At 70.8% G+C, this 17322-nt stretch carries 12 protein-coding genes; 7 read left to right on the top strand and 5 right to left on the bottom strand.

The window, feature by feature from the left end; translation table 11 throughout:
• Positions 1-46: 46 nt before the first annotated feature.
• The 3 genes from N5I75_RS11435 (at position 47) to holA (ending at position 2377) form a co-directional block, all read left to right on the top strand.
• Entirely contained in the window at positions 47-928 is an 882-nt protein-coding gene (locus N5I75_RS11435) for a YceI family protein (RefSeq protein ID WP_476676598.1), read from the top strand.
• An 88-nt stretch (positions 929-1016) separates the two neighbouring features.
• Positions 1017-1262: a hypothetical protein gene (locus N5I75_RS11430; protein WP_476676597.1), complete on the top strand. Its 246-nt coding sequence runs from the start codon at positions 1017-1019 to the stop codon at positions 1260-1262.
• Positions 1263-1387: 125 nt separating this feature from the next.
• Positions 1388-2377, top strand: a complete 990-nt coding sequence (gene holA / locus N5I75_RS11425; RefSeq protein ID WP_476676596.1) for a DNA polymerase III subunit delta — start codon at positions 1388-1390, stop codon at positions 2375-2377.
• 318 nt (positions 2378-2695) lie between these two features.
• Here holA and rpsT read toward each other — a convergent pair whose 3' ends face one another.
• Positions 2696-2962, bottom strand: a complete 267-nt coding sequence (rpsT, locus tag N5I75_RS11420) for a 30S ribosomal protein S20 (RefSeq protein WP_394434214.1) — start codon at positions 2960-2962, stop codon at positions 2696-2698.
• A 292-nt stretch (positions 2963-3254) separates the two neighbouring features.
• On the opposite strand from rpsT, the gene lepA reads away from it, so the two are divergent.
• Together lepA and N5I75_RS11410 are read left to right on the top strand one after the other, a co-directional pair.
• Positions 3255-5123, top strand: coding sequence for a translation elongation factor 4 (gene lepA / locus N5I75_RS11415; protein ID WP_476676595.1), 1869 nt, complete (start codon positions 3255-3257; stop codon positions 5121-5123).
• A gap of 238 nt (positions 5124-5361) precedes the next feature.
• Positions 5362-7251, top strand: a complete 1890-nt coding sequence (locus N5I75_RS11410) for an AMP-dependent synthetase/ligase (protein ID WP_476676594.1) — start codon at positions 5362-5364, stop codon at positions 7249-7251.
• A 32-nt stretch (positions 7252-7283) separates the two neighbouring features.
• Here N5I75_RS11410 and N5I75_RS11405 read toward each other — a convergent pair whose 3' ends face one another.
• Positions 7284-7877 carry a response regulator gene (locus tag N5I75_RS11405; RefSeq protein WP_476676593.1) on the bottom strand — a complete coding sequence of 198 codons (594 nt, stop codon included), beginning with the start codon at positions 7875-7877 and terminating at the stop codon, positions 7284-7286.
• A gap of 12 nt (positions 7878-7889) precedes the next feature.
• Positions 7890-12068, bottom strand: coding sequence for a HAMP domain-containing protein (locus tag N5I75_RS11400; protein ID WP_476676592.1), 4179 nt, complete (start codon positions 12066-12068; stop codon positions 7890-7892).
• 119 nt (positions 12069-12187) lie between these two features.
• Between N5I75_RS11400 and N5I75_RS11395 the strand changes: the two genes are divergently transcribed.
• Positions 12188-14164 carry a SpoIIE family protein phosphatase gene (locus tag N5I75_RS11395; protein ID WP_476676591.1) on the top strand — a complete coding sequence of 659 codons (1977 nt, stop codon included), beginning with the start codon at positions 12188-12190 and terminating at the stop codon, positions 14162-14164.
• Between the two features lie 42 nt (positions 14165-14206).
• Positions 14207-15439 (top strand): radical SAM family heme chaperone HemW, encoded by a 1233-nt coding sequence (hemW, locus tag N5I75_RS11390; protein ID WP_476676590.1) that lies wholly within the window; start codon positions 14207-14209, stop codon positions 15437-15439.
• Between the two features lie 148 nt (positions 15440-15587).
• Here hemW and N5I75_RS11385 read toward each other — a convergent pair whose 3' ends face one another.
• Positions 15588-16406 carry a DUF3097 domain-containing protein gene (locus N5I75_RS11385; protein WP_476676589.1) on the bottom strand — a complete coding sequence of 273 codons (819 nt, stop codon included), beginning with the start codon at positions 16404-16406 and terminating at the stop codon, positions 15588-15590.
• 34 nt (positions 16407-16440) lie between these two features.
• Positions 16441-17211, bottom strand: coding sequence for an MBL fold metallo-hydrolase (locus N5I75_RS11380; RefSeq protein ID WP_476676588.1), 771 nt, complete (start codon positions 17209-17211; stop codon positions 16441-16443).
• Positions 17212-17322: the final 111 nt, after the last annotated feature.

The following is a 17322-nucleotide window of genomic DNA, read 5'->3' as shown; positions in this document are numbered from 1 at the left end:
ATCGGGATGATGATCGTTGGCGAGGCGCACTGGGGTGGGGTAGGTCATGTTCGGCCGCTTGCTGGGAAACCGTACGAACCGGGCTCAACGGACGAGTCCTCTGGCGGCGGTGGCGGTGCCGCCCAGCGCGGGGGTGCTGAGCGGCCGTGTCCTCGACCCGGTCAGCGAGCCGGTGCGGGAGGCCGAGTTCGCGGTGAGCGATGCGATGGGGCGCAAGGTGGTGAGCGGGGGGACCGATCCGTTCGGCTCGTTCATGACAACCGTGCCCGCGGGGGAGTACCGGCTGGCCGTCTCGGCGGAGGGGTACGCCCCGTACCGCGGCAGTGTCACGGTCGCCGCGAGCGGGCACGCCTCGCTTGGGGACGTCACGTTGCAGGTCACCCCGCCGCCGCAGCTGCCCGAGCCGGGGGACTGGGAGATCGAGCCGACGCATTCCTCGATCGCGTTCACGGCGCGGCACATCGGGCTCGCGCGGATCCACGGCAGGTTCAACAGCTTCGCGGGGGCGTTGCGGGTGGCCGACCGGATCGAGGAGTCGGCGATGCACGTGGTGATCGACGCCTCGTCCATCGACACGAACGTGAAGATGCGCGACGACCACCTGAGGTCGGCGGACTTCCTCGACGTGGACCGGTTCCCGACCCTTGAGTTCTACGGCGACCGCTTCACGCACAAGGGCGGCAGCCGCTGGGCCGTCACCGGGGCGCTGTCGCTGCACGGCGTCACGCGCACGGTCACGCTCGACGCGGAGTACCTGGGGCTCGGCAACGGCATGGAGGGCGAGACCCGCGCCGCCTGCCGCGCCACGGCGGAGCTGCACCGCGACGACTTCACCGTCAGCTGGCAGACCATGCTCGCGCGGGGTATCGCGGTCGTCGGCTCCAGCGTCAGGATCGACCTCGACGTGCAGATCGTGCCCAAGGGCTGAGGCGGGCCCAAGCGCTGCGGCGGACCCAAGGGCTGAGGCGGAGCGGGCCAAGTACGGCGGCGCTCGGCGCGTGCCGGAAAATGGTGGCGTGAGCGATGTGAGACACGTACTGGTGCTGCCCGACCGCGACGCGGCGGAGGAGGTCGCCGAGGAACTGGGGGAGCGGTTCGGCGTGGCCGAGGAGCCCCAGCTCGTACGGGACGCGTTGGCCGGTGAGGACGATGCCGAGGACGCGCAGTGGCTGGTGGTTGTCGAGGACCCGCAGGGGCGGCTCGATCCGGGGGAGCTGGACGAGTTCGCGGCGGGTTGGGACGGCTGGCGCGAGGAGCAGTAGGCCCCCGCGTCGGCCGGGCACCCGCGCCGACCGGAACCCCCCCGCGCCGACCGGGCCCCCGCGCCGGCTGGCCCCCGCACCGACCCCCGGCGTGATGTCAGTGCCCCGTGGGATGCTTGTGCGCGATGGCCAGGAAGACTGCAAACGATGATCCTCTCGCCCCCGTCACCGTAGCGGTGGGCCAGGAGGACCTTCTGCTCGACCGCGCTGTGCGGGAGGTCGTGGTGGCGGCGCGGGCCGCTGACGCGGACACCGATGTGCGGGATCTCAGCCCGGACCAGTTGCAGCCCGGCACGCTGGCCGAGCTGACGAGCCCGTCGTTGTTCGCCGAGCGCAAGGTCGTCGTCGTACGCAATGCGCAGGATCTGTCGGCGGACACCGTCAAGGACGTCAAGGCGTACCTCGGCTCGCCCGTCGAGGAGATCACCCTCGTGCTGCTGCACGCCGGGGGCGCCAAGGGCAAGGGGCTGCTGGACGCCGCGCGCAAGGCCGGGGCGCGGGAGGTCGCCTGCCCGAAGATGACGAAGCCGGCGGACCGGCTCGCCTTCGTGCGCGGGGAGTTCCGGACGCTCGGGCGGTCCGCGACGCCCGAGGCGTGCCAGGCGCTCGTCGACGCCATCGGCAGTGATCTGCGGGAACTGGCGTCGGCCGTGACCCAGCTCGCCGCCGATATTGAGGGGACGATCGACGAGGCCGTCGTCGGGCGGTACTACACGGGGCGGGCCGAGGCGTCCAGCTTCACCGTGGCCGACCGGGCCGTGGAGGGGCGGGCCGCGGAGGCGCTGGAGGCGTTGCGGTGGTCGTTGTCGACCGGGGTCGCACCCGTGCTGATCACCAGCGCGCTCGCGCAGGGGGTGCGGGCCATCGGGAAGCTGTCCTCCGCGCGTGGGGGGCGGCCGGCGGATCTGGCGCGGGAGCTGGGGATGCCGCCGTGGAAGATCGACCGGGTTCGGCAGCAGATGCGCGGGTGGACGCCGGACGGGGTTTCTGTCGCTCTGCGGGCCGTGGCCGAGGCGGATGCCGGGGTCAAGGGCGGGGGTGACGATCCCGAGTACGCGCTCGAGAAGGCGGTCGTCACGATCGCGCGGGCCGCGCGGTCTCGTGGGCGGGGCTGATCGGGCCCCGGGGCGGTCCGTCGCGGCCCGGGAGTGAGGTCGCCCCCTCCGCCCCTTCCCGTCCCGTCCCTGGGGGCTGCGCCCCCAGACCCCCCTTTCGGCCTTCGGCCTCGTCCTCAAGTGCCGGACGGGCTGGTAAACAAGACAAGACCCCGCCCTGCGCAGCAACAGCCGCATCAAGACGGGGTCCCGGTCAAGCAGAAAGATGAACCCACACCCGCGTGGCGAACGCAGTCGCGTGTGGGTTCGGGGTGCCGGTCGGGGGCGGATGAGAGAGGGCCCGCCCGGGTCCTTCCGGCGTCAGGTCAAGACAGAGGTTCAGCCCTTGAGGCCGGCGACCTTCGAAGCAAGCGCCGACTTCTTGTTGGCGGCCTGGTTCTTGTGGATGACACCCTTCGAGACGGCCTTGTCGAGCTGGCGCGCGGCAGCACGCTGGTACTCGGTGGCCTTCTCGACGTCACCCGCGGCAGCGGCCTCGCGGGCCTTGCGGATCGCGGTCTTCAGGGAAGACTTGACGGCCTTGTTGCGCAGGCGCGCCTTCTCGTTGGTCTTGATCCGCTTGATCTGGGACTTGATGTTCGCCACGAAATGAGCCTTTGCAGGTTCTGGCACGGGGCCGGTGAGGGTCCCGTACCGATGATTTTCACTGAGTGTGTGCCTCGGGCTTAGAGGGCAAGAGACACAGCTGCCCACGGTATCAGCCCCGGTCCCACCGGCCCAAACCGGTCCCGGCGCACACCGTTCACCGGCCCGAACCGGCCCCGGCGCACACCCTCCCCCCGGCCCAGACCGGTACCGGTACCCCGTCCGTGGGACCATGGAAGCTACGTATCGATCCGACCCGAGGCATAAGGCGCCTCAAGAGACAGGACCCTGCGTGCCCGCGATCCCTAACAATGTGCCCGAGCCGAGCCGTACCGACCCGGCGCTGCTCCGCAACTTCTGCATCATCGCGCACATCGACCACGGCAAGTCCACGCTCGCCGACCGGATGCTCCAGCTGACCGGAGTGGTCGAACAGCGGCAGATGCGTGCTCAGTACCTCGACCGGATGGACATCGAGCGCGAGCGCGGCATCACGATCAAGTCCCAGGCGGTGCGGCTGCCCTGGGCCCCCACCGAGGGCCCGAACCAGGGCAGTACCCACATCCTCAACATGATCGACACCCCGGGGCACGTGGACTTCACGTACGAGGTCTCGCGCTCGCTCGCCGCGTGCGAGGGCACGATCCTGCTCGTCGACGCCGCCCAGGGCATCGAGGCCCAGACCCTCGCCAACCTCTACCTGGCGATGGAGAACGACCTCAAGATCATCCCGGTTCTCAACAAGATCGACCTGCCGGCCGCGCAGCCCGAGAAGTTCTCCGAGGAGCTGGCGAACCTCATCGGCTGCGACCCGGACGACGTGCTGAAGGTCTCCGCGAAGACCGGTATGGGCGTCGAGGCGCTGCTGGACCGGGTCGTCGCCGAGATCCCCGCGCCGGTCGGCGTCGCCGACGCCCCCGCCCGCGCGATGATCTTCGACTCGGTCTACGACTCGTACCGCGGTGTCGTCACCTACATCCGTGTCGTCGACGGCCAGCTCAACAAGCGTGAGCGCATCCGGATGATGTCCACCGGCGCCACGCACGAGCTCCTCGAGATCGGTGTCTCCTCGCCCGAGATGACCCCGGCCGACGGCCTCGGCGTCGGCGAGGTGGGCTATCTGATCACCGGCGTGAAGGACGTCCGCCAGTCCAAGGTCGGTGACACGATCACCAGCCTGAACAAGGGCGCGACCGACGCCCTCGGCGGGTACAAGGACCCGAAGCCGATGGTCTTCTCCGGTCTGTATCCGCTCGACGGGTCCGACTACCCCGAGCTGCGCGACGCCCTGGACAAGCTCCAGCTCAACGACGCCGCCCTGGTCTACGAGCCGGAGACCTCGGCCGCGCTGGGCTTCGGCTTCCGCGTCGGCTTCCTCGGCCTGCTGCACCTGGACGTGATCCGCGAGCGCCTGGAGCGCGAGTTCGGGCTCGACCTGATCGCGACCGCGCCGAACGTGGTCTACCGGGTCGTGATGGAGGACGGCAGCGAGCACACCGTCACCAACCCGAGCGAGTTCCCCGAGGGCAAGATCGGCGAGGTCTACGAGCCGGTCGTGCGGGCCACCATCCTCGCGCCGTCCGAGTTCATCGGCTCGATCATGGAGCTGTGCCAGACCCGGCGCGGTGTGCTGCTCGGCATGGACTACCTCTCCGAGGACCGCGTCGAGATCCGCTACACGCTGCCGCTCGCCGAGATCGTCTTCGACTTCTTCGACCAGCTGAAGTCCAAGACGCGCGGGTACGCCTCCCTCGACTACGAGCCCACGGGCGAGCAGACCTCCAGCCTGGTCAAGGTCGACATCCTGCTCCACGGTGACAAGGTGGACGCCTTCTCGGCGATCACGCACAAGGACGCCGCGTACGCGTACGGTGTCCGGCTCGTCGCCAAGCTGCGCGAGCTGATCCCGCGCCAGGCGTTCGAGGTGCCCATCCAGGCCGCGATCGGCTCCCGGGTGATCGCCCGCGAGACGATCCGCGCCATCCGCAAGGACGTCCTCGCCAAGTGCTACGGCGGTGACATCTCCCGTAAGCGGAAGCTGCTCGAGAAGCAGAAGGAGGGCAAGAAGCGGATGAAGATGGTCGGCTCCGTGGAGGTCCCGCAGGAGGCCTTCATCGCGGTCCTGTCCAGCGACGACAGCGGCGGCAAGAGCAAGAAGTAGCTCAGGGAGCACGACAAATGGTGGGCCCGGCGCGTACACACGTGCCGGGCCCACCGCCTTTGTGTGGGCCCTGTGTGCGGCGGGGTCACGGGGGCAACCAGGACAAAGTCGAAGGCCGGGGCCCCTTACGCGCCGGGCGAGCGCCCTTTACCCTGATCACTGCTCAATGGTTACTCGCCAGTTAAACAAGCCGCGTTTCAACAGCCGCGTCTCCACAGTCGCGGGCCCGGAGGACGTCGTGAGCGACACACAGACCCTGATCGAGAACCGTCCGCCCTCCGTGGCGTCCCTCTTCCTGGAGCGCGTCGCGGCGACACCGGACGCCGAGGCCTACCGCTATCCCGTACCGGCTGCCGCGGGCAGCGGCCCCGACGAGTGGAAGTCGCTGAGCTGGGCGCAGGCCGCGCAGCGGGTCTACGCCATCGCCGCCGGCCTCGTCGAGCTGGGTCTGCAGGCCGAGGAGCGGGTGGCGCTCGCCTCCTCGACGCGGGTCGAGTGGATCCTCGCCGACCTCGGGATCATGTGCGCGGGCGCCGCGACCACCACGGTCTACCCGCAGACCAACGCGGAGGAGTCCGCGTTCATCCTGTCCGACTCCGCGTCGAAGGTGCTGATCGCCGAGGACGCGGCGCAGCTCGCCAAGGCCCGCGAGCGCCGCGCGGACCTGCCGGAGCTGCAGCACGTCGTCGTGATCGACGCGACCGGCGTCGAGCCCGACGCCGCCGACCCCGACGGCTGGCTGCTCACCCTGGAGGACCTTGAGGCGCGCGGCACGGCGTACCTGGAGAAGAACCCGGACGTCGTCAAGGAGCGCGTCGCCGCGATCGGCAAGGACCAGCTCGCCACCCTCATCTACACGTCCGGGACGACCGGGCGGCCCAAGGGCGTCCGGCTGCCGCACGACAACTGGTCGTACATGGCGAAGGCGATCTCCGCGACGGGCCTGGTCAGTGCGGACGACGTGCAGTATCTGTGGCTGCCGCTCGCGCATGTCTTCGGCAAGGTGCTGACCAGCGGCCAGATCGAGGTCGGGCACGTGACGGCGGTCGACGGCCGCGTCGACAAGATCATCGAGAATCTGCCGGTCGTGCAGCCGACCTACATGGCGGCCGTGCCGCGCATCTTCGAGAAGGTCTACAACGGTGTCGCGGCGAAGGCGCGGGCCGGCGGCAACGCCAAGTTCAAGATCTTCCAGTGGGCGGCGGGTGTCGCCCGCGAGTACGCCAAGGTCAGCCAGGACAACTTCCGGCGCACCGGCGTCGCCTCCGTCCCCTTCGGCCTGAACTCGAAGCACAAGGTCGCCGACGCGCTGGTCTACAGCAAGCTGCGCGAGGCGTTCGGCGGGCGTCTTCGCGCCTGTATCTCGGGCTCGGCGGCGCTCGCCCCCGAGATCGGCTACTTCTTCGCGGGCGCGGGCGTCCACATCCTGGAGGGCTACGGCCTCACCGAGTCCTCGGCCGCGTCCTTCGTCAACCCGGGCGAGGCGTACCGCACCGGCACGGTCGGCAAGCCGCTGCCCGGCACCGAGGTGCGGATCGCGGACGACGGCGAGGTCCTGCTGCGCGGCCCCGGCATCATGGAGGGCTACCACCAGCTCCCCGAGAAGACCGCCGAGGTCCTGGAGAGCGACGGCTGGTTCCACACCGGCGACATCGGCGAGCTGTCCGTCGACGGCTACCTGCGCATCACCGACCGCAAGAAGGACCTGATCAAGACGTCGGGCGGCAAGTACATCGCCCCGGCCGAGGTCGAGGGCCAGTTCAAGGCGGTCTGCCCGTACGTGTCGAACATCCTGGTGCACGGCGCGAACCGGAACTTCTGCACGGCGCTCATCGCCCTCGACGAGGTCGCCGTCCTGGAGTGGGCCAAGGAGAACGGGCTCGGCGGCAAGTCCTACGCGGAGGTCGTCGCCGACCCCGCGACGGTCAAGCTCATCGAGGGCTACGTCCGCGAGCTGAACGAGGGCCTCCAGCGCTGGCAGACCATCAAGAAGTTCAAGCTGCTCCCGCGCGACCTGGACATCGAGCACGGCGAGCTGACGCCGAGCCTCAAGCTGAAGCGTCCCGTCGTGGAGCGCGAGTACAAGGAGCTGCTCGACGAGATGTACGCCGGGTCCCGCGAGGGCTGACGGCACGCACGGGGCGCCCCGGGGCCGACGGCTCAGGGGCGCCTCATCGTCCGCATCGTCTCCTCCATCCGCTCCAGATGGTGGCGCAGCTCCCGTACGTCCGGGTCGGCCGCCTGGGACAGCTGGCGCTCGATCGACGTCATCCGGGCCGCCAGCGCGTCGAACTGCTGCTGTTCACGGGCGAGGAGCCGCTCCAGCTGCTGGTTCTTGCGGTGCAGGTCGAGGAAGACGGTGACCTTCGCGCGCAGTACCCAGGGGTCGAAGGGCTTGGTGAGGTAGTCGGCGGCGCCCGTCGCGTAGCCGCGGAAGGCGTATCCGGTGTCGTCGGAGTCGGTGCCGGTGAGGAAGATGATCGGCACGTTCTTCGTCTGGTCCAGGCGCTTGATGTTCGTCGCCGTCTCGAAGCCGTCCATGCCCGGCATCCGGATGTCGAGCAGGATGACGGCGAAGCGGCGGCGGAGGATCGCCTTCATCGCCTCCTCGCCCGACCGGGCCCGTACCAGCGGTTCGTTGAGCGATCCCAGGACGGCTTCGAGCGCGACGAGGTTGTCCTCCATGTCGTCGACGAGCAGGATGCTCGCCCGTTCGTCGAACGCCGTCGGCTCTGTCAGCTCTGCAGTGGTCATGATGCCGGTCCCTCAGTCGATCGCCGGCGGGGCGACGGGTTCGTCCGCGCTCTCCGGCTCGTCCGGTGCGGTGGGTTCGTCCGTGTCGTCGTCGGCCTCGGGGGCCAGGAGGTCGCAGACGACGGTCAGCAGCTGGTCGACGTCCACCGGCTTGGGTACGTAGTCGTTGGCGCCCTTGGCGATCGACTTCTCACGGTCGCCGGGCATGGCCTTCGCGGTGAGCGCCACGATGGGCAGCCCGGCCCAGCGCGGGGTCCCGCGGATCACGGAGATCGTCTCGTAGCCGTCCATCTCCGGCATCATGATGTCCATCAGGACGAGCCCGATGTCGGGGTTGCGCTCCAGGGTCTCGATGCCCTCGCGGCCGTTCTCCGCGTACAGGACGGGCATGCCGACGCGGCCGAGCACATGGGTGAGCGCGAAGACGTTGCGAATGTCGTCGTCGACGATGAGGACGCGGCGGCCCGGGAGGACCTGGCCCGCGAGGCCGGTCCTCCACCGCTCCAGCTTCGTCGGCGTCGGCCAGTTGTCCTCCTGTTCGTGCTGTTCGTGGAAGGCGTACGACTCCGGGGAGCCGTCCTCCCGCGCGTCCTGCTGCGCGGGGACGACGGGCGCCGGGTTGGCCTGCGGCGCCTCGGTCAGCGGCTCGTGCCCCGGATGCGCCACCGGCACGTACAGGGTGAAGGTGGAGCCCTTGCCCGGCTCGCTCTCGGCGACGATGCGCCCGCCGAGCAGCCCGGCGATCTCCCGGCTGATGGAGAGGCCGAGGCCGGTGCCGCCGTACTTGCGGTTGGTGGTGCCGTCGGCCTGCTGGAACGCCTCGAAGATGACGGGGAGCTTGTCGCGGGCGATGCCGATGCCGGTGTCGGAGACGGCGAACGCGATCAGGTCGTCGCTGTCGCGCACGAACTGGTGCTCGGGGTCCTTGACCCGGGTGACCCGCAGTTCGACCTTGCCGTTCGCGGTGAACTTGATCGCGTTCGACAGGAGGTTGCGCAGGATCTGCTGGATGCGCTGCTCGTCGGAGAAGACCTCGCGCGGCACGTCCTCGCCGACCGACACGTCGAAGGCGAGCCCCCGGTCCAGGGTGATCGGGCGGAACGTGGCGTGCACGTAGTCGAGGAGCTTGATGAGGGGGAGCTTCTTGGGGCGTACGTCCATGCGCCCGGCCTCGATCTTCGACAGGTCGAGGATGTCGTTGATGAGCTGGAGCAGGTCCGAGCCCGAGCGGTGGATCGTCGTCGCGAACTGCACCTCCTGCTCGTTCAGGTGGCCGTCGGGGTTGTCGGAGAGCAGCCGGGCCAGGATGAGCAGCGAGTTCAGCGGCGTGCGCAACTCGTGCGACATGTTGGCCAGGAACTCCGACTTGTACTGCGAGCTGGTCGCGAGGAGCGCCGCCTTCTCCTCCAGCTCGGCGTTGGAGCGCTGCAACTCACCCTGCTGGCGCTGGAGTTCGTCCGAGCGCTCCTGGAGCTGGGTCGCGAGGCGCTGGGACTCGCCGAGCAGGGACTCGGTGCGGGAGTTGGCGATGATGGTGTTGATCGCGACGCCGATCGTGTTCACGAACTGGTCGAAGAAGGCCAGGTGGACATCGGAGAAGCGGGAGAACGACGCCAGCTCGATCACGCCGAGCAGCTTGTCCTCGAAGAGGATCGGGATGATGACGACGGAGGCGGGCGCGGCCTCCCCGAGCCCGCTGTTGATCTTGATGTAGTCCGGCGGCGCCTCCTCCACCAGGATGCGCTTCTTCTCCAGGGCCGCCTGCCGTACGAGACCGTGGACGGGCATGCCCCCGGTGTCGACGACGGAGGCGGCGGCCGAGGCGTAGGCCGCGATGTAGGCGAGCCCCTTGGTCGGGATCGACGTACGGATCGGGGTGTCGCCCTCGTCCGGCTCGGCCAGGAAGAAGGCCCCGTACTGCGCGTTGACCAGCGGGGTCAGCTCGCGCAGGATCAGGTCGGCGACCTCCATCAGGTCCCGGTGGCCCTGCATCAGGGCCGCGAGGCGCGCCAGGTTCGACTCCAGCCAGTCCTTCGCACGGGTCGTCTCGCGCAGGTTGGCCACCATCAGGTTGATGTTGTCCTTCAGCTCGGCGACCTCGCCGCGCGTCTCCACCGCGATGGAACGGGACATGTCGCCCTGGGTCACCGCGGAAGCGACCTCGGCGATGGCGCGGACCTGCGTGGTCAGGTTCGACGCCAGCTCGTTCACGTTCGTCGTCAGGCGCTTCCACGTGCCGTAGACGCCCTCGACCCGGGCCTGACCGCCGAGCTGGCCCTCGGAGCCGACCTCGCGGGCCACGCGCGTGACCTCGGAGGAGAACGACGACAGGGTGTCGACCATCGTGTTGATGGTCGTCTTGAGTTCCAGGATCTCGCCGCGCGCGTCGACGTCGATCTTCTTGGAGAGGTCGCCCTGGGCGACGGCGGTGGCGACCTGGGCGATGTTGCGGACCTGAGAGGTCAGGTTGTCCGCCATGTAGTTGACGTTGTCCGTCAGGTCCTTCCACACGCCCGAGACGCCGTGCACCGTCGCGCGGCCGCCGAGCCGGCCGTCCGTGCCGACCTCGCGGGCCACGCGGGTGACCTCGTCGGCGAAGCCGCGCAACTGCTCCACCATCGTGTTGACGGTGTCCTTCAGCTCCAGGATCTCGCCGCGCGCGTCGACGGAGATCTTCTTCGACAGGTCGCCCTGCGCGACCGCCGTCGTGACCTGGGCGATGTTGCGGACCTGGGAGGTGAGGTTCGACGCCATGAAGTTGACGTTGTCCGTGAGGTCCTTCCAGACCCCGGAAACCCCGCGGACCTGCGCCTGACCGCCGAGGTTCCCCTCGGTGCCGACCTCGCGGGCCACGCGGGTGACCTCGTCGGCGAAGGCGGAGAGCTGGTCGACCATCGTGTTGATCGTCGACTTCAGTTCGAGGATCTCACCCTTCGCCTCGACCGTGATCTTCTTGCCGAGGTCGCCCTGCGCCACCGCCGTCGAGACGAGCGCGATATTCCTGACCTGCGAGGTCAGGTTGTCGGCCATGAAGTTGACGTTGTCGGTGAGGTCCTTCCAGACGCCCGACACGCCGCGCACCTGGGCGCGGCCCCCGAGCTGGCCTTCGGTGCCGACCTCGCGGGCCACGCGGGTGACCTCGTCGGCGAAGGCGGAGAGCTGGTCGACCATCGTGTTGATCGTCGACTTCAGTTCGAGAATCTCGCCCTGCGCGTCGACCATGATCTTCTGGCTCAGGTCACCGTTGGCCACGGCTGTGGTCACCTGCGCGATGTTGCGCACCTGAGAGGTGAGATTCGATGCCATGAAGTTGACGTTGTCGGTGAGGTCCTTCCAGACACCCGACACGCCGCGCACCTGCGCGCGCCCCCCGAGCTGGCCCTCGGTGCCGACCTCGCGGGCCACGCGGGTCACCTCGTCGGCGAACGCGGAGAGCTGGTCGACCATCGTGTTGACGGTCAGCTTCAGTTCGAGCAGCTCGCCCGTCGCCTCGATCGTCACCGTACGGGTCAGATCGCCCCGCGCCACCGCCGTCGTCACCAGGGCGATGTCCCGGACCTGCGCCGTCAGCCGGGACGCCATCGTGTTGACCGCCTCGGTCACGTCCCGCCAGCTGCCCGAGAGGCCCTGCGCCTTGGCCCGGCCGCCGAGCCGGCCCTCGGTGCCGACCTCCCGCGCCACCCGGGTCACCTCGCCCGTGAAGAGGGAGAGCTGGTCCACCATCTTGTTCACGGCACGGCCCAACCGCCGTAAGTCGCCGCGGAGTTGACGGTTCCCGTCGTGCAGGTCGACACGCTGCGTCAGATCACCGCCCGCCACCGCGTCGAGCACGCGCGTGGCATTGGCGGTGGGCGCGACCAGGGCGCCGATGATGGTGTTGACGTCGGCGATCCGCGTCGCCCACGCGCCCTGCCCCGGGCTCGCCTCCAGGCGCTCGTCGAGCCGGCCGTGCCGGACGATCTCGCGGCGCACCCGCGTCAGCTCCGCGTTGTAATGCACACTGCGGTCTATGAGCTGGTTGAAGACGGCGCCCAGCTCACCGACCATGCCCTCCCCCGTGTCGGGGAGGCGGGTGAAGTTCCCGTCGCGGGCGGCCGACAGAGCGGCGAGGAGCGGCCGGAGGTCGGGCGGGCGAATGACGTCGGTGCCGACGCTCCCGACGCTCCCGGCCCCGCTTTGATGCACACGCATAGCACTGTTCTCACTCATGGCGGCCCACTTCGGTAACTCGGTGCTTATGGGCGTGGTCAGTCTGTCACTCTGTTCGTGTCGCCTGAGGCGTCTTTGCCCGAACTGCTCAGGAGCCGAACGTGGGGTCCATTCCTATCCAGCGGGAAACCGCCTTCGGCGGCGGGGACGTAGCGGACCAACCGCTCGTCGGACCGGTCATGGTCCGCACCTCGCTGCCGGGGAACCCACTCGCGCCCGCGGCCGCCCGCCGTTTCGTCCGCGCGGCGTTCACCGACTGGACCGCGCGGGACGTGCCCGGCGCCGCCCACCTCGGCGACCGGCTGACCGACGACGCCGTGGTCGTCGTCAGCGAACTCGTCACCAACGCCGTGGTGCACGCCGGAACCAGCGTCGAGCTGCTGTGCCGCCTCGACGAGACCGCCGCCGACGGCACCCCCGCCGGGCTCGTCGTCGAGGTCACCGACCACCACCCGGCCCGCGCCGTCCGCGGCCACCAGCCCTCGCGCCCCGCCGAGACCCCCGAGTACGGCCGCGGCCTCCACCTCGTCGCGTCGCTCGCCGAGGCCTGGGGCATCACCTACCGGCCCGGCACCAAGACGGTCTGGGCCCGGCTGCCCGCCGAGGGCGCCGAGCCCCTCGACGGGCTCGACGGCCCCGCCGAACCCTCCGTGCAGTCCGCCGTCCGCGCCCTGGAGCGCGGCCTGCGCGCCGCCGACCTCCTCGCCCCCATGCCACGGCGCGCGCCCCAGGACCGGGACTGGATCAACCGCGGCGCGCTCTCCTTCCTCGCCGAGGCCTCCGACCTGCTCGCCGGACAGCTCGACGAGGACGTGGTCGCCTCGCTCGTCGGCCAGCTCCTCGTGCCCCGGCTCGCCGACTGGTGCGCGGTCTGGTTCTACGACGACGACGGCCGCGCCACCCCCGGCGCCCCCGACCCCGACGCGCGCGGCGACGGCGACCCGCTGCCCGCGCCCCGGCTCGCCCGCGTCTGGCACGCCCAGGAGAACCGCACCGAGGAGCTGCGCGGCCGCCTGGAGAAGGAGCCCCCGCGGCTGCCCGCCGCCGCCCGCACCGCCGCCGTCCCCGTGCCCTGGCCGTTCGAGTCCTGCGGCGACACCTGGCCCGACGACGCCGGCTCCGCCCTCGCCTACCGGCTCATGGTCGGCGGCCGCAGCCTCGGCCTGCTCGTCATCGGCCGCGCCCACCTGCTCCGCTTCCCCGACGAGGTCACCGGGCTCGTCGAGGACTTCGCCCGCCGCGTCGCCCTCGCCGTCAGCGCCGCCCGCCGCTTCACCCGGCAGGCCACCATCAGCCGCATCCTCCAGCGCGGCCTGCTGCCGACCGCCATCGCCGAGATCCCCGGCGTCCAGAGCGCCCTCGTCTACGAACCCAAGGAGGCGGGCGGCCCCGGCGGCGACTTCTACGACGTCTTCCCCGCCGGTGACGGCCGCTGGTGCTTCGCGCTCGGCGACATCCAGGGCAAGGGCCCCGAGGCCGCCGTCGTCATCGGCCTCGTCCGGCCCTGGCTGCGGCTCCTCGCCCGGGAGGGCTACCCTGTCGCCCAGGTCCTGGACCGGCTCAACCGGCTGCTCCTCGACGACGCCACAGAGGCCGCCGACGCCGCCGCCCGCGCCCTCGCCGCGGCGGGCGGCCAGGGGATTCCGCCGGAAGGTTCCAGCTCCCGCTTCCTCTCCCTCCTCTACGGCGAACTCACCCCGTCCGCCGACGGCCGCGCCGTCACCTGCACCCTCGCCTCCGCCGGACACCCGCTGCCCCTGCTGATGCGGCCCGGCGGCGAGGTCCTCACCGCCGCCGCCCCGCAGGTGCTCCTCGGCGTCGTCGACGACCCCGACTACACCTGCGAGACGTTCGACCTGCTCACCGGCGACACCCTGCTCTGCGTCACCGACGGCGTCACCGAGCGCCGCTCGGGAACCCGCCAGTTCGACGACGACGACGGCCTCGCCCAGGCCCTCTCCGGCTGCGCCGGACTCACCGCGCAACTGCTCGCCGAACGCATCCGGCGCCTCGTGCACGCGTACGCGGACGCGCCGCCGGACGACGATCTGGCGCTGCTCGTGCTCCAGGCCATGTGAGCGTGGCGTCCGGACCGCGGCGGGCTGCTGGACAATGGGGGTATGCCTTCCGCCCTTCCCGATGGTGAGCCCGTGCCCGACGACGGGGCGCTGCCCGCCTCCGCCCTCGCCGGCGCCGCCGAGCGGCCCCTCGGCTTCTACCTGCACGTCCCGTACTGCGCCACCCGCTGCGGCTACTGCGACTTCAACACGTACACCGCGACCGAGCTGCGCTCCACCGGCGGCGTGCTCGCCTCCCGCGACAACTACGCCGAGACCCTCATCGAGGAGGTCCGGCTCGCCCGGAAGGTGCTCGGCGACGACCCGCGCCCGGTGCGGACCGTCTTCGTCGGCGGCGGCACGCCCACGCTGCTGCCCGCCGCGGACCTCGCGGCGATGCTGGGCGCCATCCGCGACGAGTTCGGGCTGGCGGACGACGCGGAGGTGACGACGGAGGCGAATCCGGAGTCCGTCGACCCCGCGTACCTCGCCGCGCTGCGTGCCGGGGGGTTCAACCGGGTCTCGTTCGGGATGCAGAGCGCGCGGCAGCACGTTCTGAAGGTCCTCGACCGTACGCACACCCCCGGGCGGCCCGAGGCGTGCGTCGCGGAGGCGCGGGCGGCCGGGTTCGACCACGTCAACCTGGATCTGATCTACGGCACCCCCGGTGAGAGCGACGACGACTGGCGGGCCTCCCTCGACGCGGCCCTCGGCGCCGGGCCCGACCACATCTCCGCGTACGCGCTCATCGTCGAGGAGGGGACGCAGCTCGCCCGGCGCATTCGTCGGGGTGAGGTGCCCATGACCGACGACGACGTGCACGCGGACCGGTACCTCATCGCTGACGAGGCGATGCGCTCCGCCGGGTTCGAGTGGTACGAGGTGTCCAACTGGGCCACGTCCCCGGCCGCGCGGTGTCTGCACAACGAGCTGTACTGGCGCGGCGCCGACTGGTGGGGGGCCGGGCCCGGGGCGCACTCGCACGTGGGCGGGGTGCGGTGGTGGAACGTCAAGCACCCTGGCGCGTACGCGGCTGCGTTGGCGGAGGGGCGTTCGCCGGGGGCCGGGCGGGAGGTGCTGGCCGAGGAGGACCGGCGGGTCGAGCGGATTCTGCTTGAGCTGCGGCTCCGGGACGGGTGTCCTGTGTCCCTGCTGAAGCCCGCCGGGCTGAGTGCTGCGCGGAAGGCTGTGCGGGACGGGTTGCTGGAGGCGGGGCCCTTTGATGCGGGGCGGGCCGTGCTGACCCTGCGGGGGCGGTTGCTGGCCGACGGGGTTGTGCGGGATCTGGTCGACTGAGCACGCCTACGCGCCGTAAGGGGTGCGGTTTCGCTGCGTGTGCGGGTTCGTTGTGGCTGGTCGCGCAGTTCCCCGCGCCCCTGATGGGGTGCGGCTTCGTTGCGGGTGCTGGTTTCGTTGTGGTTGCTCGCGCAGTTCCCCGCGCCCCTTACGGGGCCGTTACGAAGTCGATCAGTTCTTCTACTCGGCCCAGGAGCGCCGGTTCCAGGTCCCTGTAGGTGTGGACCCTCGACAGGATGTGCTGCCACGCCTCGCCCGTGTTGGACACTCGCCAGCCCAGTGCCTGGCAGACGCCTGTCTTCCAGTCCTGGCCGTGGGGGACGCGGGGCCAGGCGTCGATGCCGACGGAGGAGGGTTTCACGGCTTCCCAGATGTCGATGTAGGGGTGGCCGACCACCAGGGCGTGGGGGCTGGTGACCGACTGGGCGATGCGGTGTTCCTTCGTGCCGGGGACCAGGTGGTCGACCAGGACGCCGAGGCGAGCGTCGGGGCCGGGACCGAACTCCGCCACGATCGCCGGGAGGTCGTCGACGCCTTCGAGGAACTCCACCGCCACGCCCTCGATGCGCAGGTCGTCGCCCCAGACCCGTTCGATCAGCTCGGCGTCGTGCTTGCCCTCGACGTAGATACGGCCCGCGCGGGCCACCCGCGCGCGGGCGCCCGGGAGCGCGACCGAGCCGGACGCCGTGCGGGTCGGGCGGACCGGGCCGCCGGCCGAGGGGCGGACCAGGGTGACGACCTTGCCCTCCAGGAGGAAGCCGCGCGGCTCCATCGGGAACGCGCGGTGCTTGCCGAAGCGGTCCTCCAGGGTCACCGTCGGGCCCTGCGCCGTCTTCTCGACGCGGACGACCGCGCCGCAGAAGCCCGTGGTGACCTCCTCCACGACGAGATCCGGTTCGGCCGGGACCTCGGGCACGGAGGTCTTCCGCTTCCACGGCGGCGTGAAGTCAGGGCTGTACTGGCGCATTCGGCCGACGATAGGCAAAGCCGGTCCGTACGGGCTACGACACGCCGGATCTCGCCGCCAGTGTGGCGCGCTGCTCGCGGACAAACTCCGCATTCACCACCGATCCGTGCCCGGGGACGTAGCGCGCGTCGTCGCCGCCGAGGGCGAGGAGCCGGTCAAGGGCCTCCGGCCACAGGCGCGGGGCCGCGTCCGGGCCCGCCTGGGGTTCGCCGGACTCCTCGACCAGATCGCCGCAGAAGACGATCTCGGGGCTCCCGTCGGCCGTCCCGGCGGGGACGAGGACCGCGAGGTCGTGGGCCGTGTGGCCGGGGCCCACGTTCGCCAGCAGGACCTGGACGCCGCCGCCCAGGTCGAGCGTGCGTTCGCCGCAGATGCGGTGCGCCGGGGTGACGAGGAGGTCCGCCGCCTCGGCCGCCGCGTCGGGGTCGACCCCGTGACGTACGGCGTCGGCGCGCAGGGCGTCCGCGCCGTCCGCCGCGAAGACGGTGTCGATGCCCACGGCCCCGTACACCTCGACGCCCGCGAAGGCGGCCGTGCCGAGCACGTGGTCGAAATGGGGGTGCGTGAGGGCGATGTGGGCCACCCGCGCGCGTCTGTCGCCGAGCAGGCGGCGGGTGTCCACGCGCAGCCGGGCCCCTTCGCGCAGGGAGGAGCCGGTGTCGATCAGCAGGGCCGCGTCGTCGCCCACGACCAGGCCGGTGGTGCAGTCCCAGCCGGGCAGCCGGACGCGGCCCACGCGCGGGGCGAGCTCTTCCCAGCCCACCGCACGCCAGTCGATACCTCGAGACTCCGCCGTGCTTTTCATGGGGTCGACGCTAGCGGCCTTGCCTGGTCCGTACCCACCGGCCGTACACTGAGCCGGGGACGATTGGCACTCGCGCGCAGTGAGTGCCAAAACGGAAAGATCGCATCGATC

This window comes from Streptomyces sp. R818, assembly GCF_056172735.1.
The sequence above is the reverse complement of the archived record's forward strand: the minus strand, read 5'-3'. Positions and strand labels throughout refer to the sequence as shown.

Bases quoted from the DNA above. Each gene is read 5' to 3' on its own strand.
- N5I75_RS11435 (WP_476676598.1), top strand. From the start codon at position 47: ATGTTCGGCCGCTTGCTGGGAAACCGTACGAACCGGGCTCAACGGACG.
- holA (WP_476676596.1), top strand. From the start codon at position 1,388: ATGGCCAGGAAGACTGCAAACGATGATCCTCTCGCCCCCGTCACCGTA.
- N5I75_RS11405 (WP_476676593.1), bottom strand. From the start codon at position 7,877: ATGACCACTGCAGAGCTGACAGAGCCGACGGCGTTCGACGAACGGGCG.
- N5I75_RS11400 (WP_476676592.1), bottom strand. From the start codon at position 12,068: ATGCGTGTGCATCAAAGCGGGGCCGGGAGCGTCGGGAGCGTCGGCACC.
- hemW (WP_476676590.1), top strand. From the start codon at position 14,207: ATGCCTTCCGCCCTTCCCGATGGTGAGCCCGTGCCCGACGACGGGGCG.
- N5I75_RS11385 (WP_476676589.1), bottom strand. From the start codon at position 16,406: ATGCGCCAGTACAGCCCTGACTTCACGCCGCCGTGGAAGCGGAAGACC.
- N5I75_RS11380 (WP_476676588.1), bottom strand. From the start codon at position 17,211: ATGAAAAGCACGGCGGAGTCTCGAGGTATCGACTGGCGTGCGGTGGGC.